Origin of the sequence: Streptomyces sp. NPDC024017 (assembly GCF_040638895.1) — a bacterium.
Taxonomy (GTDB): domain Bacteria; phylum Actinomycetota; class Actinomycetes; order Streptomycetales; family Streptomycetaceae; genus Streptomyces.
Genome location: NZ_JBEZYZ010000018.1, coordinates 46,461 through 63,750, shown reverse-complemented (window position 1 = coordinate 63,750; position 17,290 = coordinate 46,461). Strand labels below are relative to the sequence as shown.

The window sequence follows — 17,290 nt, the reverse complement described above, 5'->3', positions numbered from 1 at the left end:
GGGTCGTGCCCGGCAGTGCCGCGGGGTACGGCGGCAGCGGTTCGTGCCCCGCGGCACGTCCCCGCGGCTCCGGTCCGCCCCCTCCGTCCTGTTCGTCTGGTTTGTCCGGTCCATCCGGTCCGTCTGGATGAGCGCTCAGTCCGTGCCCTGAGGCACGAAGTGGTCGATGAACAGCGCCAGCCGTCGCTCGTGCGCCTCCTCGGGCAGCCGGCCGCTGCGCATCAGGGTCACCAGCCCGTGCAGTCCGGCCCAGTACGTCTCCGTCAGCGCTCCCATGTCCTCGCCCTCGGCCGCGATCGGCCGGACGGCCTGCATCAGCTCACCGAAGGCGTCCTGGAGGGCCGCCGGCGCCTCGGGGGTGGCGAAGGGCAGGTCCACGGCGAGCGTGAAGATCACGTCGTAGAGCGCGGGCCGCCGGCGGGCGAAGGCGGTGTACGCCGCGCCCACCGCCGCCAGCGCCTCGCGGGTGCTCCCGGTCGCCGTGCGGGCCGCCCGGAGCTCGTCGGCCAGGTCGGCGCAGCCCTGCACCGCCACCGCCGCCATGATCGCGCCCTTGCCCTTGAAGTGGCTGTAGAGGACCGGCTGGCTGTACTCGATCTCATCGGCGAGCCGACGGGTGGTGACCGCGTCCCAGCCCTCCGCCTCCGCCAGTTCCCGTGCGGCCGTCACGATCAGCCGCTCGCGTTCGGCTCGTTCGCGCTCCCGGCGCGTCTGGATCGTCATGAGCGAAATTCTAGCACCGCTAGCGTTCCTGTCGACGCTCTGCTAGCTTCGCTCCCATCGCTAGCACTGCTAGAAACGAGGAGAAGACGTGACCGTCGCCGCCTACACCCTGGCTGTCGTGCTCAACCTGTTCTGCCTGTTCCTCGGCTACCGGTTCCTGTTCCAGCCCGCCCCCTCCGCTGCCGGTTACGGCGTCCCGGCAGACCCGGGCGGCGACGCCGGCGCCTACCTGACGATCAAGGGTCTGCGAGACGGAACCTTCGGGCTGGTCGGGCTGGCGCTGCTCGCGTTCGCGGGCGCCCGTGCCGAGGCCTGGTTCATGCTCGGCGTGGCACTCGTGCCGCTCGGCGACACGCTGATCGTGCTGCGCCACGGCGGTACGAAGGCGGTGGCCTTCGGGATCCACTTCGCCACCGCGGTCGTCGTCCTGATCACTGCCGGACTGCTCTTCGCGGTCTGAGTGCGCTTCCTGAGCCTCCCGCGCGGCAAACCGTTTAACGGGCACGGCCCCCCGCCCCATAGGATTGGGCCAAACCACATTCACTCACCCCAGAGGATCGCTGCATGCCTGGCATCACGCGCGAGGAGGTCGCCCACCTCGCCCGGCTGGCGCGTCTGGAGCTGAAGCCCGAAGAGCTCGACCACTTCGCGGGACAGCTGGACGACATCATCGGCGCGGTCGCACGCGTCAGCGAGGTCGCCGACCAAGACGTACCGCCGACCTCGCACCCCCTCCCGCTGACGAACGTCATGCGGGCGGACGAGGTCCGTCCGTCGCTCACCCCCGAGCAGGCGCTCTCCGGCGCCCCGGCCCAGGAGCAGCAGCGTTTCAAGGTGCCGCAGATCCTGGGGGAGGACTAATCGCCATGACGGACATCATCAAGCTCACGGCCGCCGAGACCGCCGCGAAGATCGCCTCCGGCGAGCTCACCGCGGTGCAGGTCACCGAGGCCCACCTCGCCCGCATCGAGGCCGTCGACGAGAAGGTGCACGCCTTCCTGCACGTCGACCGCGAGGGCGCCCTCGCCCAGGCCCGCGCCGTCGACGAGAAGCGCGCCAAGGGGGAGAAGCTCGGGCCCCTGGCCGGTGTGCCCCTCGCGCTGAAGGACATCTTCACCACCGAGGGCATCCCGACGACCGTCGGTTCGAAGATCCTCGAGGGCTGGATCCCGCCGTACGACGCGACGGTCACCCAGCGGCTGAAGGCCGCCGACGTGGTCATCCTCGGCAAGACCAACATGGACGAGTTCGCCATGGGGTCCTCCACCGAGAACAGCGCCTACGGCCCGACCGGCAACCCCTGGGACCTCACCAAGATCCCCGGCGGCTCCGGTGGCGGTTCGTCCGCCGCGCTGGCCTCCTTCCAGGCGCCGCTCGCCATCGGCACGGACACCGGCGGCTCCATCCGCCAGCCCGCGGCCGTCACCGGCACGGTCGGTGTGAAGCCGACGTACGGCGGCGTGTCCCGCTACGGCATGGTCGCCTTCTCCTCCTCCCTCGACCAGGGCGGGCCCTGCGCCCGCACGGTCCTGGACGCGGCCCTGCTGCACGAGGTCATCGCCGGGCACGACCCGCTCGACTCGACCTCCATCGACGCCCCGGTCCCGCCGGTCGTCGAGGCCGCCCGCAACGGCAGCGTCGAGGGCATGCGCGTCGGCGTCGTCAAGCAGTTCCGCGGCGAGGGCTACCAGGCCGGTGTCATCCAGCGGTTCGACGAGTCGGTCGCGCTCCTGAAGGAGCTGGGCGCCGAGATCGTCGAGCTGGACTGCCCGTCCTTCGACCTGGCGCTGTCGGCGTACTACCTGATCGCGCCCTCGGAGTGCTCGTCCAACCTCGCCCGCTTCGACGGCCTGCGCTACGGCCTGCGGACCGGCGACGACGGCACGAACTCGGCCGAGGCGGTCACCTCCCTGACCCGCGAGGCCGGCTTCGGCCCCGAGGTCAAGCGCCGCATCATGCTCGGCACGTACGCCCTGTCCAGCGGCTACTACGACGCCTACTACGGCAGCGCCCAGAAGGTCCGCACGCTCATCAAGCAGGACTTCGACAAGGCGTTCGAGCAGGTCGACGTGATCGTCTCCCCGACGACCCCGACCACCGCCTTCGCGATCGGCGAGCGCGCCGACGACCCGATGGCGATGTACCTCGCCGACCTGTGCACCATCCCGACCAACCTGGCGGGCAACGCGGCCATGTCGCTGCCGTGTGGTCTCGCCCCGGAGGACAACCTCCCGGTCGGCCTGCAGATCATCGCCCCCGTCATGAAGGACGACCGCCTGTACAAGGTGGGAGCAGCCGTCGAGGCCGCCTTCGTGGAAAAGTGGGGCCACCCGCTGATCGAGGAGGCTCCGTCGCTGTGAGCGCACTGTCCAAGGCCAAGGGCTTCAAGAAGTCCAAGTCCGGTCTGTACATCTCGATGGCCACGTCGGCGTTCGGCGCCGTCGGTGTCTACAAGCAGATCAAGAAGGCCCGCGGAGACAACGACACGCTGCGGCTGCTCGACGCCGTCGTGACCGGAGCCGCGGTCGTCACCAACCTGGCCATTCTCTACCGCGAGCTGAAGCAGCTGGGCGACGACGACGTCCTGTTGGGCTGAGAGGGAAGTACTCATCGTGACCACCACGACCGACCTGGTGTCGTACGAGGACGCACTCGCGTCGTACGACCCCGTCATGGGCCTCGAGGTCCATGTCGAACTCGGCACCAAGACCAAGATGTTCTGCGGCTGTTCGACCGCCCTCGGGCAGGACGCCAACACGCAGACCTGCCCGGTCTGCCTCGGCCTGCCCGGCGCGCTCCCGGTCGTCAACGCGACCGGCGTCGAGTCCGCGATCAAGATCGGCCTCGCGCTGAACTGCGAGATCGCCGAGTGGTGCCGCTTCGCCCGGAAGAACTACTTCTATCCGGACATGCCGAAGAACTTCCAGACCTCCCAGTACGACGAGCCGATCGCCTTCAACGGCTACCTCGACGTGCAGCTGGAGGACGGCGAGACCTTCCGCGTGGAGATCGAGCGCGCCCACATGGAGGAGGACACCGGCAAGTCGACGCACGTCGGCGGTGCCACCGGCCGAATCCACGGCGCCTCGCACTCGCTGCTGGACTACAACCGCGCCGGCATCCCGCTCATCGAGATCGTCACCAAGCCGATCGAGGGCGCCGGCGAGCGTGCCCCCGAGGTCGCGCGGGCCTACGTCCGTGAGCTGCGCGAGCTCATCAAGGCGCTCGGCGTCTCCGAGGCCCGGATGGAGATGGGCCAGATGCGCTGCGACGTGAACCTGTCGCTGCGCCCGAACGGCACCGAGAAGTTCGGCACCCGTTCGGAGACGAAGAACGTCAACTCGCTCAGGTCCGTGGAGCGCGCGGCCCGCTTCGAGATCCAGCGGCACGCGGCCGTGCTGTCGTCCGGCGGCACGATCATCCAGGAGACCCGGCACTTCCACGAGGACACGGGGTCGACGACCTCGGGCCGTGTGAAGGAGGAGGCCGAGGACTACCGGTACTTCCCGGAGCCCGACCTCGTCCCGGTGGCCCCCTCCCGTGAGTGGGTCGAGGAGATCCGGGCCGGGCTGCCGGAGCTTCCGCTGGTCCGGCGCAGCCGGCTCCGCGAGGAGTGGGGCGTCTCGGCCACCGACATGCAGGCGATCCTCAACGCCGGTGCGCTGGAGCCCATCGTCGCCACGATCGAGGCCGGGGCCGACGCCGCCTCCGCACGCAAGTGGTGGATGGGCGAGCTGGCCCGCAGCGCCAACGAGTCGGGCAAGGCGCTCGACGAGCTGGCGATCACGCCGGCACAGGTCGCCCGGGTCACCGAGCTCGTCGCGAAGGGAGACCTGAACGACAAGCTGGCCCGTCAGGTCATCGAGGGCGTCCTCGCGGGCGAGGGCACCCCGGACGAGGTCGTCGACAAGCGCGGTCTGAAGGTCGTCTCCGACGAGGGCGCCCTCACCACCGCCGTCGAGGAGGCCATCGCCGGCAACCCGGGCGTCGCGGACAAGATCCGCGGCGGCAAGGTGGCCGCGGCCGGCGCCCTGGTCGGTGCGGTCATGAAGGCCACACGCGGCCAGGCCGACGCGGCCCGCGTCAAGGAACTGATCCTGGAGAAGCTGGGCGTCAGCGAGGGCTGACATCCCGTGGACCCGACGAGGGGGGACGCACCGGACCCGGTGCGTCCCCCCTCGTCATTCAATTCAGCTGCGGCGGCCGACGACCCGGACGAAGCCCAGCGTCTCGCCCCGGTCGAGGCGCAGCATCTCGGCGCACTGGCCGGCCATCCGGACGTGCCACTCGTCCGTGTGCTCCTCGGCCACGACCTCGCACCAGCGCAGCCAGTCGCGCCAGCCGTCCTCCAGCCAGTCCGCGGTCTCGACCTCCACCGCCCCGCTGCGGGTCCAGTGGCGTCGCCACCACGCCGCGGTGTGGAAGCACCAGAAGCCGGGCTCCCAGTACGGCTTGAGGTGCTCCGGCGGCTCGACGCCGTCGATCTCCTCGCGCAGCGCCGGTACGACGACGCCGATGCGCCCGCCGGGCTTCAGCAGCCGCGTCAGGTGGGGCAGGTACAGGTCGTCGGTGCCGAAGTACTGGTAGGCGTCGATCGAGACGATCGTGTCGAAGCTGCTCTCGCCGAACGGCAGGTCGTGCGCCTCGGCGAGCACGGGCAGGACGCGGTCGGTGACGCCCGCCTCGGCGATGCGCCCGGCGTTCTCGTCGGGCTTGACCCACAGGTCGGCGGCGGTGACCTGCACGTCGTACTCCTTGGCGAGGAAGACCGACGTCATGGCGCGTCCGCAGCCCAGGTCGAGCACGCGGGAGCCGGGGCTCAGGGTGTCGAGCCCCAGAGCCGGGGCCAGCCACTCCAGCAGCCACAGCGCGTGCGGGCCCATCTGGTTGTCGATGGTCCAGCGGGCGTCGTAGCCGTTGCTGCGGGGGTAGCCGGGGTGGCTCACACGGTCAGTGAGGGGGTCGTTCGAGGTCCGGGAAGTGATGTCCGACATCGGTGAACGGGCTCCTTGAGTCCTTGGTGGAGAAAGGGGATGCGTAGGAGCTCGGTCGGACGGTCAAACAATGCACCTGCTTCGGCCAGGCGGCGGGAGGCCGCGGGCATTCCTCGGACCGAGGGACGCTAACAGGCGGTCCGCAGGACCCGCACCCGGTTTTCCGCACCCGGCGCGCTAACGTCTCGGCCATGAGTGGACGTGCTGATTCCGACACCGATCCAGAGATAACGGACTCGGAGGCGGACGCCGAGCAGGACGAGGCCGACGACCTGCTGGAAGACGCGCGCCGGGCCCGCTGGACGGCGGCGGGCACCGGCGCCGCACTGGCCCTGGCCGGTCTGGCCGCGGCGCTGCTCCGCCTCACGCGGTCGGCACCGGCCCTGGTCCCGGCCGCGTACGCCGGTGGGGCCGCCGTTTGCGCTGCCGCCGCCGTACTGGGCTCCCGCGGCCGCACCCGGCGCGCACTGTGGCTGCTGATCGCGGGTGTGATGGTGATGGCGCTGGGGGACCAGTTCGACTGAGTTCGGCGGCTGTGAATAAGCCCACGAAACCGACAAATGATCTCGTCAGCCTGTAAGAGTGATGGCGCATTGCTCATGCGTTCTTTGCTGGCTGTTCAGTTCATGTACGACTGTTCCCGGCCAAAGATCCACACAAGCAACTCCGGGAGCACGATTCGTGGCAGCCCTCGCACGCTGGTGTGTCCAGCGCCGTCTGCTCAGCGTCCTGCTGTGGCTCCTCGCGTTCGCGGGGATCGCCGCGGGCGCCGCTGTCGCCGGCACCGCGTACTCGAACGACTACGAGGTCCCCGGTACCGAGTCGGGCCGCGCCACCGAGCTGCTGCACGAGGGCTTCCCGCAGCTCGGCGGTGACAGCGACACCGTCGTCTGGCACACCACGTCAGGCAGCGTCCGCGCCACCGACGTCGAGCAGACGATGACCCGCACCCTGGACCGGATCGAGAACCTCCCCGGCGTGGCCTCGGTCACCAGCCCCTACGACGGGCCGGGCGCGGGCCGCATCAGCGCCGACGGCCGCACCGCGTACGCCTCGGTCACCTTCGACGACCGGGCCGAGGACATCGCCGAGGGCGAGGCGCGGGCCGTCGTCGACACCGCGAAGAGCGCCGAGAACGACGGGCTCCAGGTGGAGCTGGGCGGCAGCGCCGTCGCGCTCACCGAGTCCTCCGGCGGGCACCTCGCCGAGATCGTCGGCGTGATCGTCGCCGCGGTGGTGCTGTTCCTCGCCTTCGGCTCGCTCGCCGCGTCCCTGCTGCCCATCGCCACCGCCCTGGTCGGCGTCGGCACCGCCTACGCCGGGATCGCGCTGCTCGGGCACGTCATGACCGTCGCCGACTTCGCACCCATGCTGGGCCTGCTCATCGGGCTCGGCGTCGGCATCGACTACGCGCTGTTCATCGTCACCAGACACCGGCGCGGGCTGAAACGCGGGCTGTCCGTCACCGAGGCGGCCACGAACGCCGTCGCGACCACCGGACGGGCGGTCGTGTTCGCGGGTGCCACCGTTTGCATCGCCCTGCTGGGCATGCTGATCCTCCGGCTGAGCTTCCTCAACGGCGTCGCCGTCGCCGCCAGCCTCACGGTGATCCTCACCGTCGCCGCCTCCGTCACGCTGCTGCCCGCCCTGCTGTCCTTCATAGGCATGAGGGCGCTCAGCCGCCGTGAGCGCCGCCGTCTCGCGTCGCACGGGCCCGAACCCGAGGTGCCCACCGGCTTCGCGGCCCGCTGGTCGGCGTTCGTGGAACGCCACCCCAAGGTGCTCGGCGCGGTCGCCCTGGTCGTCATGGCCGTCCTCGCACTGCCCACCTTCTCCCTGCACCTGGGCACCTCCGACCAGGGCAACGGCCCCAGGACGGCGACCACCCGCCAGGCCTACGACCTGCTCGCTGGGGGCACCTCCCGCTCGAGCGCAGCCGAGAGTGGGGGAGGCTTCGGCCCCGGTGTGAACGGCCCGCTCACCCTCGTCACGAAGGTCGACGGAGGCGACGACAAGCTCGCCCTGGACAACCTCGACGGCACCCTCCGCGCCACCGACGGTGTCGCCTCGGTGACACCGGTGACGTTCGACACCGGCGGCCACACCGCCTACCTCACCGTCGTCCCGGAGTCCTCACCGCAGTCGCAAGCGACCAGCGACCTCGTCGACCGGCTGCGCGACGAGGTGCTGCCGCGCGCCGAGTCGGGCACCTCGCTCGATGTCCAGGTGGGCGGCATGACGGCCGGCTACGACGACTTCGCCGACGTCATCGTCTCCAAGCTGCCGGTGTTCGTCGGGGTCGTCATCGGCCTGGGCTGCCTGCTGCTCCTGCTGGCCTTCCGGTCCATCGGCATCCCACTGAAGGCCGCCGCGATGAACGTCGCCGCCGTGGCCTCCGCCTTCGGCGTGGTGGTCGCGATCTTCCAGTGGGGCTGGGGGAGCGAACTGCTCGGCCTCGGCAGCGCGGGGCCCATCGAGCCCTTCCTGCCCGTGATCATGGTGTCGGTGCTCTTCGGTCTCTCCATGGACTACCAGGTCTTCCTGGTCAGCCGGATGTACGAGGAGTGGCTGGAGACGGGCGACAACCGGCGGGCCGTGCGCGTCGGACTCGCCGAGACCAGCCGGGTGATCAACTCGGCGGCGGTCATCATGATCTCCGTCTTCCTGGCCTTCGTGCTCAGCGGCGACCGGGTGATCGCCATGTTCGGCATCGCCCTGGCCGCCGCCGTCGCCCTGGACGCCTTCGTTCTGCGCACCCTCCTCGTCCCGGCCCTGATGCACCTGCTCGGCGGCGCCAACTGGTGGCTGCCCCGCTGGCTGGACAAGCGCATGCCGCGCCTGAGCATCGAGCCGCCCGAGAGCCGCGCCGCCCATGAGAGGCTGGCCGCCGCGACGGACGCCGAGGTGGCGGACGTCCTGGCGGAGGAGGAGCGGCAGCGGGATGTACGCGATATCGCTGGGTGACGACGCCGAGCTGAGGCCCCTGGAGCCCTGGCACGCCGGGGAGTTCCTGGCGCACCTGGAGCGGGGGCGGGAGTTCATCGGGCAGTACATCCCGTTCGGGACGACCGAGACGGACCTGCTCTCGGCCCGTGCGAAGCTCCAGCTCTACGCCGACATGCGCGCCGCCGACACGGGATCCTTGCACGGCCTGTGGCTGGAGGGGACGCTGGTGGGCGGGGTGCTGTTCCTGAACTTCGACGCCGCGACCGGAAACTGCGAGGTCGGCTGCTGGCTGGAGCCCGCCGCAACGGGCCGGGGCCTGGTCACCCGGGCGATGCGGGTCCTCATCGACTGGGCCGTCGAGCAGCGCGGCATCCACCGCGTGGAGTGGGTCGCCGCCTCCGGCAACCGGCCGAGCCTGAACGTGGCGCGGCGACTCGGTATGACCCGTGACGGTGTGCGACGCGAGGCCCACCCCTATGGTGGCGTACGGCACGATCTCGAAGTCTGGTCGGTGCTGGCACCCGAGTGGCGCGCCGTACGCGCGTGTGCCGCTCACGACGATCATTAAGAGACTTCTCAGACAGCGACCCTACGGTGCGAGACATGGCTACGAACGCAGTGGACGAGACCGAGGCCACCAAGGCCACGACCGACGAGAAGGCGGTGGACACCACCAAGTCCGACGAGGTGCCCCAGACCGAGGTCCCGGCCGCGGCCGACGACGCGCAGACCAAGGAGGAGAGCCCCTCCGGCATCGGCCAGGGCGCTGCCGCCGTGGTCTCCGCCGCACTGGGCGTCGTCTCGCTCACCGGCAGCTGGATCGGCACCGTGGCCTCCGCGCGCCAGAACCTCGTCGGTCAGCTGGAGACCGCGCAGAACGCCGGCGTGGCCCAGCAGATCCAGGCGGTCTACGGCGACGCCTGGCAGACCACCGCCCTGTGGGGCGGCCTGTTCGCGCTGATCGCGCTCGTCGTCGGCGTCGTGACGCTCGCCCGGCCCGCGTTCGGCACGCCGGGCAGGATCCAGGCCCCCTGGATCAAGTCCGTCGCCTGGGCTGGGGTGGCGCTCGGCGTCATCGGCCTGCTCCTGGCCGTCCTCAAGTACACCGGCATCCTGCTCGGACTGCCGTCCGCGAGCTGAGAGCCCGCAGGTCCTGAGGGGTCTTAGGCGTTCCGTAAGCACCTTACGGAGCCCCTGAGGCCCCTCAGCCGTGTCTAAGGCCGCGTGCGCCGCCGAAGATGCGGAACTCTCCCGATGTGGCAGCCCCACCTGGGAGACGAGAGTGAGGTCATCGCGGAGAAACCCTCCGTGACCGCCTCTCTTGAAGGACACACCATGTACGAGTACGAGCTCCAGCAGCTGCGCACCTCCGACCTCATCCGCCGGGCCGACCACGAGCGCCTCGTCCGCGAGGCCGCCCGGGCCCGCCGCGCGGCCCGCCGCGAAGCGGACACGGAATCCGCCGAGCACGAAAGTCATAGCCGCCGTTTCCGTCGGCTCCGGTCCGCCCGGACCGCGTGAACACCGGGGTGGGTCCGGTCGCCGCCGTGGCCGTCCGGGGAGCAGCGGCCGTCGTTCGTACGGGAACGGCGGCCGCTGCTCCGGCCGTTCGTACGGGAACGGCGGCCGCTGCCCCGGCCGTTCGACGGAAAACCGGTGCCGCGCTGTCGGACCCGCATGCGATGCTCGGGGCCGTGGAGACCAGGTCCGTCAGCCCCGTGTTCGTCGGCCGTGCCGAGGAACTGGGCACGCTGCACGACGCGCTCGTCCGCGCCTGCGAGGGCGAGCCGCAGGCGCTGCTCATCGGCGGGGAGGCCGGAGTCGGCAAGACCCGCCTGGTCGAGGAGTTCGCCGCCGCCGCCCGCCACCACGGGGCGGTGGTCGCACTCGGCGGCTGCGTGGAGATCGGCGCCGACGGGCTGCCCTTCGCCCCCTTCTCCACCGCACTGCGCGCACTGCGCCGCGAACTCCCCGGCGAGCTGGCCGCCGCGGCCGCCGGCCAGGAGGAGGAACTGGCCCGGCTGTTGCCCGAGCTGGGCGAGTCGAGAGCCGGGCGGCACGACGAGGACGGCATGGCCCGCCTCTTCGAGCTCACCGCACGCCTGCTGGAGCGCGTCGCCGCCGAGCACACCGTCGTCCTCGCACTGGAGGACCTGCACTGGGCCGACGCCTCCACCCGCCATCTGCTCTCCTACCTCTTCCGCACCCTGCGCACCGGCCGCCTCGTCGTCCTGGCCACCTACCGCTCCGACGACATCCACCGCCGCCACCCGCTCAGGCCCCTGCTCGCCGAACTCGACCGGCTCCGCACGATCCGCCGCCTCGAACTCGCCCGCTTCAACCGCGACGAGGTGTGCCGCCAGGTCGCCGGGATCCTCGCCCACGATCCCGAACCGGAACAGGTCGACGCCATCTTCGAACGCTCCGACGGCAACGCCTTCTTCGTCGAGGAACTCGCCGTCGCCGCTCACGAAGGCTGCCGGACCGGCCTGACCGACTCCCTGCGCGACCTGCTGCTCGTCCGCGTCGAGGGGATGCCGGAGCCCGCCCAGCAGATCGCCCGGATCGTCGCCGAGGGCGGCTCCACCGTCGAGTACCGGCTGCTTGCCGCCGTCGCCCGGCTCGCCGAGGACGACCTCATCGAGGCACTGCGGGCCGCCGTGAACGCCAGCATCCTCGCCCCCGCACCCGGCGGCGACGGCTACCGCTTCCGCCACTCCCTGGTCCGCGAGGCCGTCAGCGACGACCTGCTCCCCGGCGAACGCTCCCGCCTCAACCGCCGCTACGCCGAGGCCCTGGAGACCGACCCGGCCCTCGTCCCCGCCGACCAGCGGGCGACGCGCCTGGCCAGCTACTGGTACCACGCCCACGACGCCGCCAAGGCCCTGCCCGCCGTCCTCGAAGCCTCCGTCGAGGCCCGCCGCCGTCACGCCTACTCCGAGCAACTGCGGCTCCTGGAAAGGGCGATGGAGCTGTGGGACGCCGCCCCCGACGCCGTACGCCGGACCCTGCGCCCCGTCGACTACGCAGAGGTCTACCCGCCCTGCGGCTGCGCCCCGGCCACCACCGCGCTGCGCTACCTGGACCTGCTGGCCGAGGCGGCCGTCGCCGGAAGGCTCTGCGGGGAGCGCGAACGCGCCCTGAAGATCACCAAGCGGGCCCTGCGCCTCCTGGACGAGGAGGGCACGGGGGACGCCCACCGCGCCGCCTGGTTCTGGATCCAGCGCTCCCGGCTGGTGCAGGGGCTGGCCCGAAGCGACGGCTGGAAGGAGATCGCCACCGCGCAGGACCTGGTCCGCGGCCTGCCGCCGTCCGAGGTGCACGCCGAGGTGCTGGCCACGGCCGCCCACTGGTCGATGCTCCACGAACCGGGCCCGGACGCCCTGACGGCCGCCGAGCGGGCCGTCGAGTACGCGCGCATGGTCGGTGCCGACGACATCGAGTCCAACGCCCGGCTCACCCTCGGTGGACTGATGGTCGACGCCGGGCAGATCGACACCGGGCTCGGCCACATGTACGACGTCAGGGACGAGGTGGTCGCCCGGGGCCTCGCGGCGATCGTGGGCCGCAGCCATGTGAACCTGCCCTCCGTCCTCGAAGGCGTCGGCCGCTCCGAGGAGGCCGTCGGCATCCTGCGCGAGGGCCTGCGGCTCACGGGGGCGATGGGCCTGCGGGACGCCGAGGCCTGGATCTGGAGCAACCTCGCCGAGTCGCTCATCTCCCTCGGCCGCTGGGACGAGGCGGCGGACGCCGCCGGCAACGCCCAGCGACGCGGGCAGACGGCCGGTCCGCACGGGTCCGGCGCCAACTGCCTGGCGTTCCTGGCGCTCGCGCGCGGGCAGGTGCCCGAGGCGGCCCGGCATCTCGCCCAGGGCCGCGCCGCCTACGGCCCGCACGACCCCATGCCGCAGCACGACCTGCCGATCTCCTGGCTGACCATCGCGCTCGCCGCCGCCGAGGGCCGCCTGACCGACGCCCGCGCCGAACTGGCCCGCACCCTCGAATCGGGCTTCCCGCTCGGCACCCAGCGCTACGCCTGGCCGCTGCTGCTCCAAGCGGCCACCGCCGAGGCCGACGCCCGGGGGCTGCCGGCCGCCCGCGACGGCCGCGAGCAGGTCCTGGACGGCATCTTCGCCGCCGTCAAGCGCCTCACCACCCACGCCCCCGTCTGGCTCGCCCACGAGCGGTGGGTCCGCGCCGAACTCCACCGCGCCGAGGGCCGGAGCACCCCGGACACCTGGTCGGAGGTGGTCACCGCCTTCGAACCCCTGGGCCGGCCCTACGACCTCGCCCGCGTCCGGTACCGCCTGGCCGAGTCCCTGCTGAGCGGCGGCGGCGAGGACGAGCGCGACCGCGCCACGGAACTGCTCCGCCTCGCCCACACCGTCGCCCGCCACCTCGGCGCCGGGCCGCTCGCCGACGCCGCCACCACGCTCGGCCGGCGCGCCCGCCTGCCCCTCACGCCCGCCACGGAACCCGCCCCCGTGCCGGCCGACCCCGCCGAGGCCCTCGGCCTCACCAGCCGGGAACGGGACGTGCTGCGCCTGGTCGCCGCCGGTCACACCAACCGCCGCATCGCGCAGGAGCTGTTCATCTCGCCGAAGACCGCGAGCGTGCACGTCTCCAACATCCTGGGGAAGCTCGGCGTCTCCGGGCGGGGCGAGGCGGCGGCGGTGGCGCACCGCCTGGGGCTGTTCCCGGCCGAAATGCTCATGCCCGGCCCGGCCGGCTGAGGCATACGCTGTAAGGGGCGTCGCGGATGTCGCGCATCCCGCGGCCGAGGGAGGCTCCGTTGTTCAACATGTTCGAGGAACTGTTCTCGCCCGGGCGCAAGCACACCCGCGACGAGCAGAACCGCCTGGAACTGACCCGTGAGGACGTCGGCGACGGCGATCCCGGACGCGGTCCGATAGACCTCACGTCCGGGAAGGTCGTCGTACGCCCGCCGCACGAGCATGAGGACGACGAGGGGGAGTAGCCCCCCGGAATCCCAGGGCTACTTCACCCGCACTTCGAGGATCCGGTCGTCCCCGTCCTTCGGACTGCCCCGGCCGTCCGTGTTGCTGGTCACCAGCCACAGCCGGTCGCCGCCCGCCGGTACCACCGTGCGCAGCCGGCCGTACTCGTCCTCCAGGAAGGCCTGCGGCTCGGCCGAGGCCTTGGTGCCGTTCAGCGGGATGCGCCACAGCCGCTTGCCGCGCAGGCCCGCCATCCAGATCGACCCCTCGGCGTAGGCGATGCCGCTGGGGGATGCCTCGGCCGTGGTCCACTGGTCGATCGGATTGCGGAACCGCTCGTCGTCGGACCGGCCCTCGGCCTCCGGCCAGCCGTAGTTGCCGCCCGGCTCGATCGCGTTGAGCTCGTCCCAGGTGTCCTGCCCGAACTCCGCGGCGAACAGCCGCTGCTTGCCGTCCCAGGCGAGGCCCTGCACATTGCGGTGGCCGTAGGAGTACACCGGCGAGTCCGGGAACGGGTTCCCCGGCGCCGGCTCGCCCTCCGGGGTCAGGCGCAGGATCTTGCCGCCCACGGAGTCCTTGTCCTGGGACAGACCGGTGTCGCCGCTCTCGCCCGTGCCCACGTACAGCATCTTGTCGGGGCCGAACTGGATACGGCCGCCGTTGTGGATGAAGCCCTTGGGGATGCCCCTGAAGACCGTGTCGGGCGCGCCGAGCTGCTCGCCGGAGGGCTTCCGCTCGTCGTAGATCATGCGGACGATGCGGTTGTCGGAGGCCGAGGTGAAGTACGCGTAGACCATGTGGTCCGAGGCGTAGTCGGGGGACAGGGCGATCCCGAGGAGGCCGCCCTCGCCGGCCGCCGAGACCCCCGTCACCTCGCCCAGTTCGGTCTTCTTGCCGGTCTTCTCGTCGACCCGGACGATCGTCCCGTCGTCCCGGGAGGCGACGAGCAGACCGCCGCCCGGCAGCGGAGCGAGACCCCAGGGGGACGCCAGACCCTCGGCGACGGTGCGCACCACCTTCACCGAGCCCCGGGCGGGAGGTGTCTCCTCGGCGCCCTGCCGCGGCGGCGCTGCCGACCCCGGTGCCGTACGGCTCGGGGAGGCGCTCTCGTCCTTGCCGGACGAGCCCCCGCCGTCGGAGGAGCAACCGGCCGTCAGCAGAAGCGCGGCGGCGGCCAGCACGGCCGGGACGGCTCGACGTTGCACGATCATGGTCCCTTCGACGGGGCAGGTCCTCTCCCTGTCATACACCGCTCGCGGCTCACAGGTTCCCGATCACGCAACCCCGGACGAGGAACACGGGGTTTGCCCGAAACGCACCGGCGGCGGGACCGGCTCAGTCCCACGACCCCTGGGCCGGTGGCAGCCCGGATATCTCCCTGAGATCGTCGAGGGTCAGGCGCAGCGCCGTCGCGGCCGTGTTCTCCGTGACCCAGCGCTCCTGCTTCGTGCCCGGGACCGGGATGACGTGCGGGCCCTGGGCGAGCACCCACGCCAGGGCGACCTGAGCGGGCGTGACGTCCGTGCCGTGCCGACGGGCCACGCGGCGCAGGCCCGCGACGAACGGCTGGTTCGCGGCCATCATCTCGGCCGTGAAGCGGGGGTGCCGGGCGCGCAGGTCGTCCGCCTCGAAGCCCGCACCGGGCCGCAGCCTGCCGGTCAGGAAGCCGTTGCCCAGCGGCATCGCGGCGAGGAAACCGACGCCCCGCGTGCGGCACCACGGCAGCAGGGTCTCCAGCGCCTCCGGCGACCACACCGACAGCTCCGCCTCCACCGCGCTCACCGGGAAGACCTGCTGCACCCGCTCCAGCTGCCGGATCGTTCCGTCGTGCAGCCGGGACCCGGCCCGGCGCCCGGCCCGCGCGCCCACCGCGCACAGGCCCAAGGCCCGTACCTTCCCGGCCTGGACGAGCTCCGCCATCGCGCCCCAGGTCTCCTCGACCGGCACCTCGGGGTCGGCCCGGTGCAGCTGGTAGAGGTCGATGACGTCCGTCTGGAGCCGCCGCAGCGACGCGTCGCAGGCCCGCTTCACGTACCCGGGGCGGCCGTTGGCGACGATGTGCTGGTCGCCCACGAGCAGCCCGACCTTCGTGGACACGAACGCGTCGGACCGCCGCTCCTTCAACGCCCGCCCCACCAGCAGCTCGTTGGTGAAGGGGCCGTACATGTCGGCCGTGTCCAGCAGGGACGCGCCCAGGTCGAGCGCCCGGTGCACCGCCCTGAGCGACTCGTCGCCGCGCCGCCTCGACGCGCTGTAGGCCCAGCTCATCGGCATGCACCCGAGTCCGACGGCCCCCACCGCGAGCGCCGCCGCGCCGATCGTCCTGCGCTCCACCTGGTCGTGACCCTCCCTGTTCGAGCCACCCCAACCTAACCTCTGCCGTCGCACGCTCCTGACATAGCCTCCAGAGCATGACTGCTGACGTGTGGCTGCCCATCCCGCCGGACGAGATCGAGGGACTCCCCGAGGGACCGGAATACCGCTACTGGAACGGCGCGGAGGACTTCCCCGCGGACCCGGCCGACTGCGCCTTCTACGTCGTCCCCTACATGAAGCCCAGCCCGCTCTGCGTGCGTCCCATGGGGCGGATGAGCAACGTCCAGGTCGTGCAGACCCTCTCCGCCGGGATCGACCACGTGCAGCCGGGGCTCGGGCAGCTGCCTCCGGGCGTGCGGCTGTGCAATGCGCGTGGGGTGCACGAGGCCAGCACCGGCGAGCTCACCCTCGCGCTGATCCTGGCCTCGCTGCGCGGGATCCCCGACTTCGTCCGCGCGCAGGACCGGGGGGAGTGGCTCGGCGGGTTCCGGCCGGCGCTCGCCGACAAGAACGTCCTCATCGTGGGATACGGCTCGATCGGCGAGGCCATCGAGGACCGGCTCGTTCCGTTCGAGGTGGCGCGGGTGGCGCGCGTCGCGCGCTCCGAGCGCACCACGGCGCGCGGTCCGGTGCATCCGCTCACCGAACTCCCCGCGCTGCTGCCGGAAGCGGACGTCGTCATCCTGTCCACCCCGCTCACCGAAACCACCCGTGGCCTGGCCGGAGCCGACTTCCTGTCCCGGATGAAGGACGGCGCGCTCCTCGTCAACGTCGCCCGCGGCCCGGTCGTCGACACCAAGGCCCTGCTCGCCGAACTCGAGAGCGGCCGCATCACCGCCGCCCTCGACGTCACCGACCCGGAGCCGCTGGGGCGCGAACACCCCTTGTGGCGTGCGCCGGGGGTACTCATCAGCCCGCACGTCGGAGGACCCACCTCCGCGTTCCTTCCGCGCGCCGAGCGGCTCCTGGTGGACCAGTTGAACCGTTATGTGAACCGGGAGCCGCTCCGCAACGTGATCCTTACGACGGGTGCCTCAACCGACTGAGAGACCTTCGAGTACCGTCCGCAATCCTTCGGGTGCGGTGGGTACTCATATATCTGTTGATCGTCACGGAGCGTAGAGAACCTATGTCCCTGAGTGACGAGACTGGTGTATCGTCCCGACAGGGGCTGCGCCGGGGACTGTCAGGCGCCGGGGACGGACACTTCAGACTGTGAGGGGGGCGACAGGCGATGCACGGCCTATGGACGAGCGATCCGACGGGGCGGGGCTGCCGGCGGCGACCCTGGCGGACGGCCGCGAGCAGATGCGGTCAGCACGCCGATCACGTCGGCCACCACACCCACCACAG

The 17,290-nt window shown here is 71.6% G+C and carries 17 protein-coding genes; 13 read left to right on the top strand and 4 right to left on the bottom strand.

Annotated features, from left to right (window positions below):
- Positions 1-135: 135 nt before the first annotated feature.
- Positions 136-723 (bottom strand): TetR/AcrR family transcriptional regulator, encoded by a 588-nt coding sequence (locus tag AB0G20_RS35955; RefSeq protein ID WP_361310094.1) that lies wholly within the window; start codon positions 721-723, stop codon positions 136-138.
- Between the two features lie 88 nt (positions 724-811).
- Here AB0G20_RS35955 and AB0G20_RS35950 point away from each other — a divergent pair, with 88 nt between their 5' ends.
- The 5 genes from AB0G20_RS35950 to gatB all read left to right on the top strand — a co-directional run bounded on the left by AB0G20_RS35950 (position 812) and on the right by gatB (position 4,850).
- Positions 812-1,183, top strand: a complete 372-nt coding sequence (locus AB0G20_RS35950) for a DUF4267 domain-containing protein (protein WP_248507290.1) — start codon at positions 812-814, stop codon at positions 1,181-1,183.
- Positions 1,184-1,287: 104 nt separating this feature from the next.
- Positions 1,288-1,584, top strand: coding sequence for an Asp-tRNA(Asn)/Glu-tRNA(Gln) amidotransferase subunit GatC (gene gatC, locus AB0G20_RS35945; RefSeq protein WP_018531282.1), 297 nt, complete (start codon positions 1,288-1,290; stop codon positions 1,582-1,584).
- Between the two features lie 5 nt (positions 1,585-1,589).
- On the top strand, positions 1,590-3,083 hold the full coding sequence (gatA, locus tag AB0G20_RS35940; protein ID WP_361310090.1) for an Asp-tRNA(Asn)/Glu-tRNA(Gln) amidotransferase subunit GatA: 1,494 nt from the start codon (positions 1,590-1,592) through the stop codon (positions 3,081-3,083).
- Positions 3,080-3,319, top strand: coding sequence for a hypothetical protein (locus AB0G20_RS35935; RefSeq protein WP_030851407.1), 240 nt, complete (start codon positions 3,080-3,082; stop codon positions 3,317-3,319). The genes gatA and AB0G20_RS35935 overlap by 4 nt, the downstream gene beginning before the upstream one ends.
- A 13-nt stretch (positions 3,320-3,332) precedes the next feature.
- A complete protein-coding gene (gatB, locus tag AB0G20_RS35930; protein ID WP_361310206.1) occupies positions 3,333-4,850 on the top strand; it encodes an Asp-tRNA(Asn)/Glu-tRNA(Gln) amidotransferase subunit GatB in 1,518 nt (505 codons plus the stop codon).
- Between the two features lie 63 nt (positions 4,851-4,913).
- Here the strand turns inward: gatB and AB0G20_RS35925 are convergent, their stop codons facing one another.
- Positions 4,914-5,717: a methyltransferase domain-containing protein gene (locus AB0G20_RS35925; RefSeq protein WP_361310087.1), complete on the bottom strand. Its 804-nt coding sequence runs from the start codon at positions 5,715-5,717 to the stop codon at positions 4,914-4,916.
- Positions 5,718-5,908: 191 nt separating this feature from the next.
- On the opposite strand from AB0G20_RS35925, the gene AB0G20_RS35920 reads away from it, so the two are divergent.
- From AB0G20_RS35920 to AB0G20_RS35890, 7 genes are all read left to right on the top strand, one after another.
- The gene (locus tag AB0G20_RS35920; protein ID WP_361310084.1) at positions 5,909-6,241 is read left to right on the top strand and encodes a hypothetical protein; all 333 of its coding nucleotides are present in this window, start codon (positions 5,909-5,911) and stop codon (positions 6,239-6,241) included.
- 157 nt (positions 6,242-6,398) lie between these two features.
- Positions 6,399-8,681 (top strand): MMPL family transporter, encoded by a 2,283-nt coding sequence (locus AB0G20_RS35915; protein ID WP_361310081.1) that lies wholly within the window; start codon positions 6,399-6,401, stop codon positions 8,679-8,681.
- Entirely contained in the window at positions 8,659-9,231 is a 573-nt protein-coding gene (locus AB0G20_RS35910) for a GNAT family protein (protein WP_361310079.1), read from the top strand. Before AB0G20_RS35915 ends, AB0G20_RS35910 begins: the two co-directional genes overlap by 23 nt.
- Positions 9,232-9,266: 35 nt before the next feature.
- Positions 9,267-9,803: a hypothetical protein gene (locus AB0G20_RS35905; RefSeq protein ID WP_361310076.1), complete on the top strand. Its 537-nt coding sequence runs from the start codon at positions 9,267-9,269 to the stop codon at positions 9,801-9,803.
- Between the two features lie 195 nt (positions 9,804-9,998).
- The gene (locus AB0G20_RS35900; protein WP_361310203.1) at positions 9,999-10,184 is read left to right on the top strand and encodes a hypothetical protein; all 186 of its coding nucleotides are present in this window, start codon (positions 9,999-10,001) and stop codon (positions 10,182-10,184) included.
- Between the two features lie 161 nt (positions 10,185-10,345).
- Positions 10,346-13,396 carry an AAA family ATPase gene (locus tag AB0G20_RS35895; protein WP_361310073.1) on the top strand — a complete coding sequence of 1,017 codons (3,051 nt, stop codon included), beginning with the start codon at positions 10,346-10,348 and terminating at the stop codon, positions 13,394-13,396.
- Positions 13,397-13,455: 59 nt separating this feature from the next.
- Complete coding sequence (locus tag AB0G20_RS35890) at positions 13,456-13,641, top strand: DUF6191 domain-containing protein (protein WP_361310201.1); 186 nt, start codon at positions 13,456-13,458, stop codon at positions 13,639-13,641.
- An 18-nt stretch (positions 13,642-13,659) separates the two neighbouring features.
- Here AB0G20_RS35890 and AB0G20_RS35885 read toward each other — a convergent pair whose 3' ends face one another.
- Together AB0G20_RS35885 and AB0G20_RS35880 are read right to left on the bottom strand one after the other, a co-directional pair.
- Positions 13,660-14,832, bottom strand: a complete 1,173-nt coding sequence (locus AB0G20_RS35885) for a PQQ-dependent sugar dehydrogenase (RefSeq protein ID WP_361310071.1) — start codon at positions 14,830-14,832, stop codon at positions 13,660-13,662.
- 124 nt (positions 14,833-14,956) lie between these two features.
- Complete coding sequence (locus AB0G20_RS35880) at positions 14,957-15,955, bottom strand: aldo/keto reductase (RefSeq protein WP_361310069.1); 999 nt, start codon at positions 15,953-15,955, stop codon at positions 14,957-14,959.
- Between the two features lie 77 nt (positions 15,956-16,032).
- Here AB0G20_RS35880 and AB0G20_RS35875 point away from each other — a divergent pair, with 77 nt between their 5' ends.
- On the top strand, positions 16,033-16,983 hold the full coding sequence (locus AB0G20_RS35875; protein WP_361310066.1) for a 2-hydroxyacid dehydrogenase: 951 nt from the start codon (positions 16,033-16,035) through the stop codon (positions 16,981-16,983).
- Positions 16,984-17,290: the final 307 nt, after the last annotated feature.

Bases quoted from the DNA above. Each gene is read 5' to 3' on its own strand.
- AB0G20_RS35875 (WP_361310066.1), top strand. From the start codon at position 16,033: ATGACTGCTGACGTGTGGCTGCCCATCCCGCCGGACGAGATCGAGGGA.
- gatA (WP_361310090.1), top strand. From the start codon at position 1,590: ATGACGGACATCATCAAGCTCACGGCCGCCGAGACCGCCGCGAAGATC.
- AB0G20_RS35955 (WP_361310094.1), bottom strand. From the start codon at position 723: ATGACGATCCAGACGCGCCGGGAGCGCGAACGAGCCGAACGCGAGCGG.
- AB0G20_RS35895 (WP_361310073.1), top strand. From the start codon at position 10,346: ATGCTCGGGGCCGTGGAGACCAGGTCCGTCAGCCCCGTGTTCGTCGGC.
- AB0G20_RS35925 (WP_361310087.1), bottom strand. From the start codon at position 5,717: ATGTCGGACATCACTTCCCGGACCTCGAACGACCCCCTCACTGACCGT.
- AB0G20_RS35905 (WP_361310076.1), top strand. From the start codon at position 9,267: ATGGCTACGAACGCAGTGGACGAGACCGAGGCCACCAAGGCCACGACC.
- AB0G20_RS35920 (WP_361310084.1), top strand. From the start codon at position 5,909: ATGAGTGGACGTGCTGATTCCGACACCGATCCAGAGATAACGGACTCG.
- AB0G20_RS35885 (WP_361310071.1), bottom strand. From the start codon at position 14,832: ATGATCGTGCAACGTCGAGCCGTCCCGGCCGTGCTGGCCGCCGCCGCG.
- AB0G20_RS35910 (WP_361310079.1), top strand. From the start codon at position 8,659: ATGTACGCGATATCGCTGGGTGACGACGCCGAGCTGAGGCCCCTGGAG.
- gatC (WP_018531282.1), top strand. From the start codon at position 1,288: ATGCCTGGCATCACGCGCGAGGAGGTCGCCCACCTCGCCCGGCTGGCG.
- AB0G20_RS35900 (WP_361310203.1), top strand. From the start codon at position 9,999: ATGTACGAGTACGAGCTCCAGCAGCTGCGCACCTCCGACCTCATCCGC.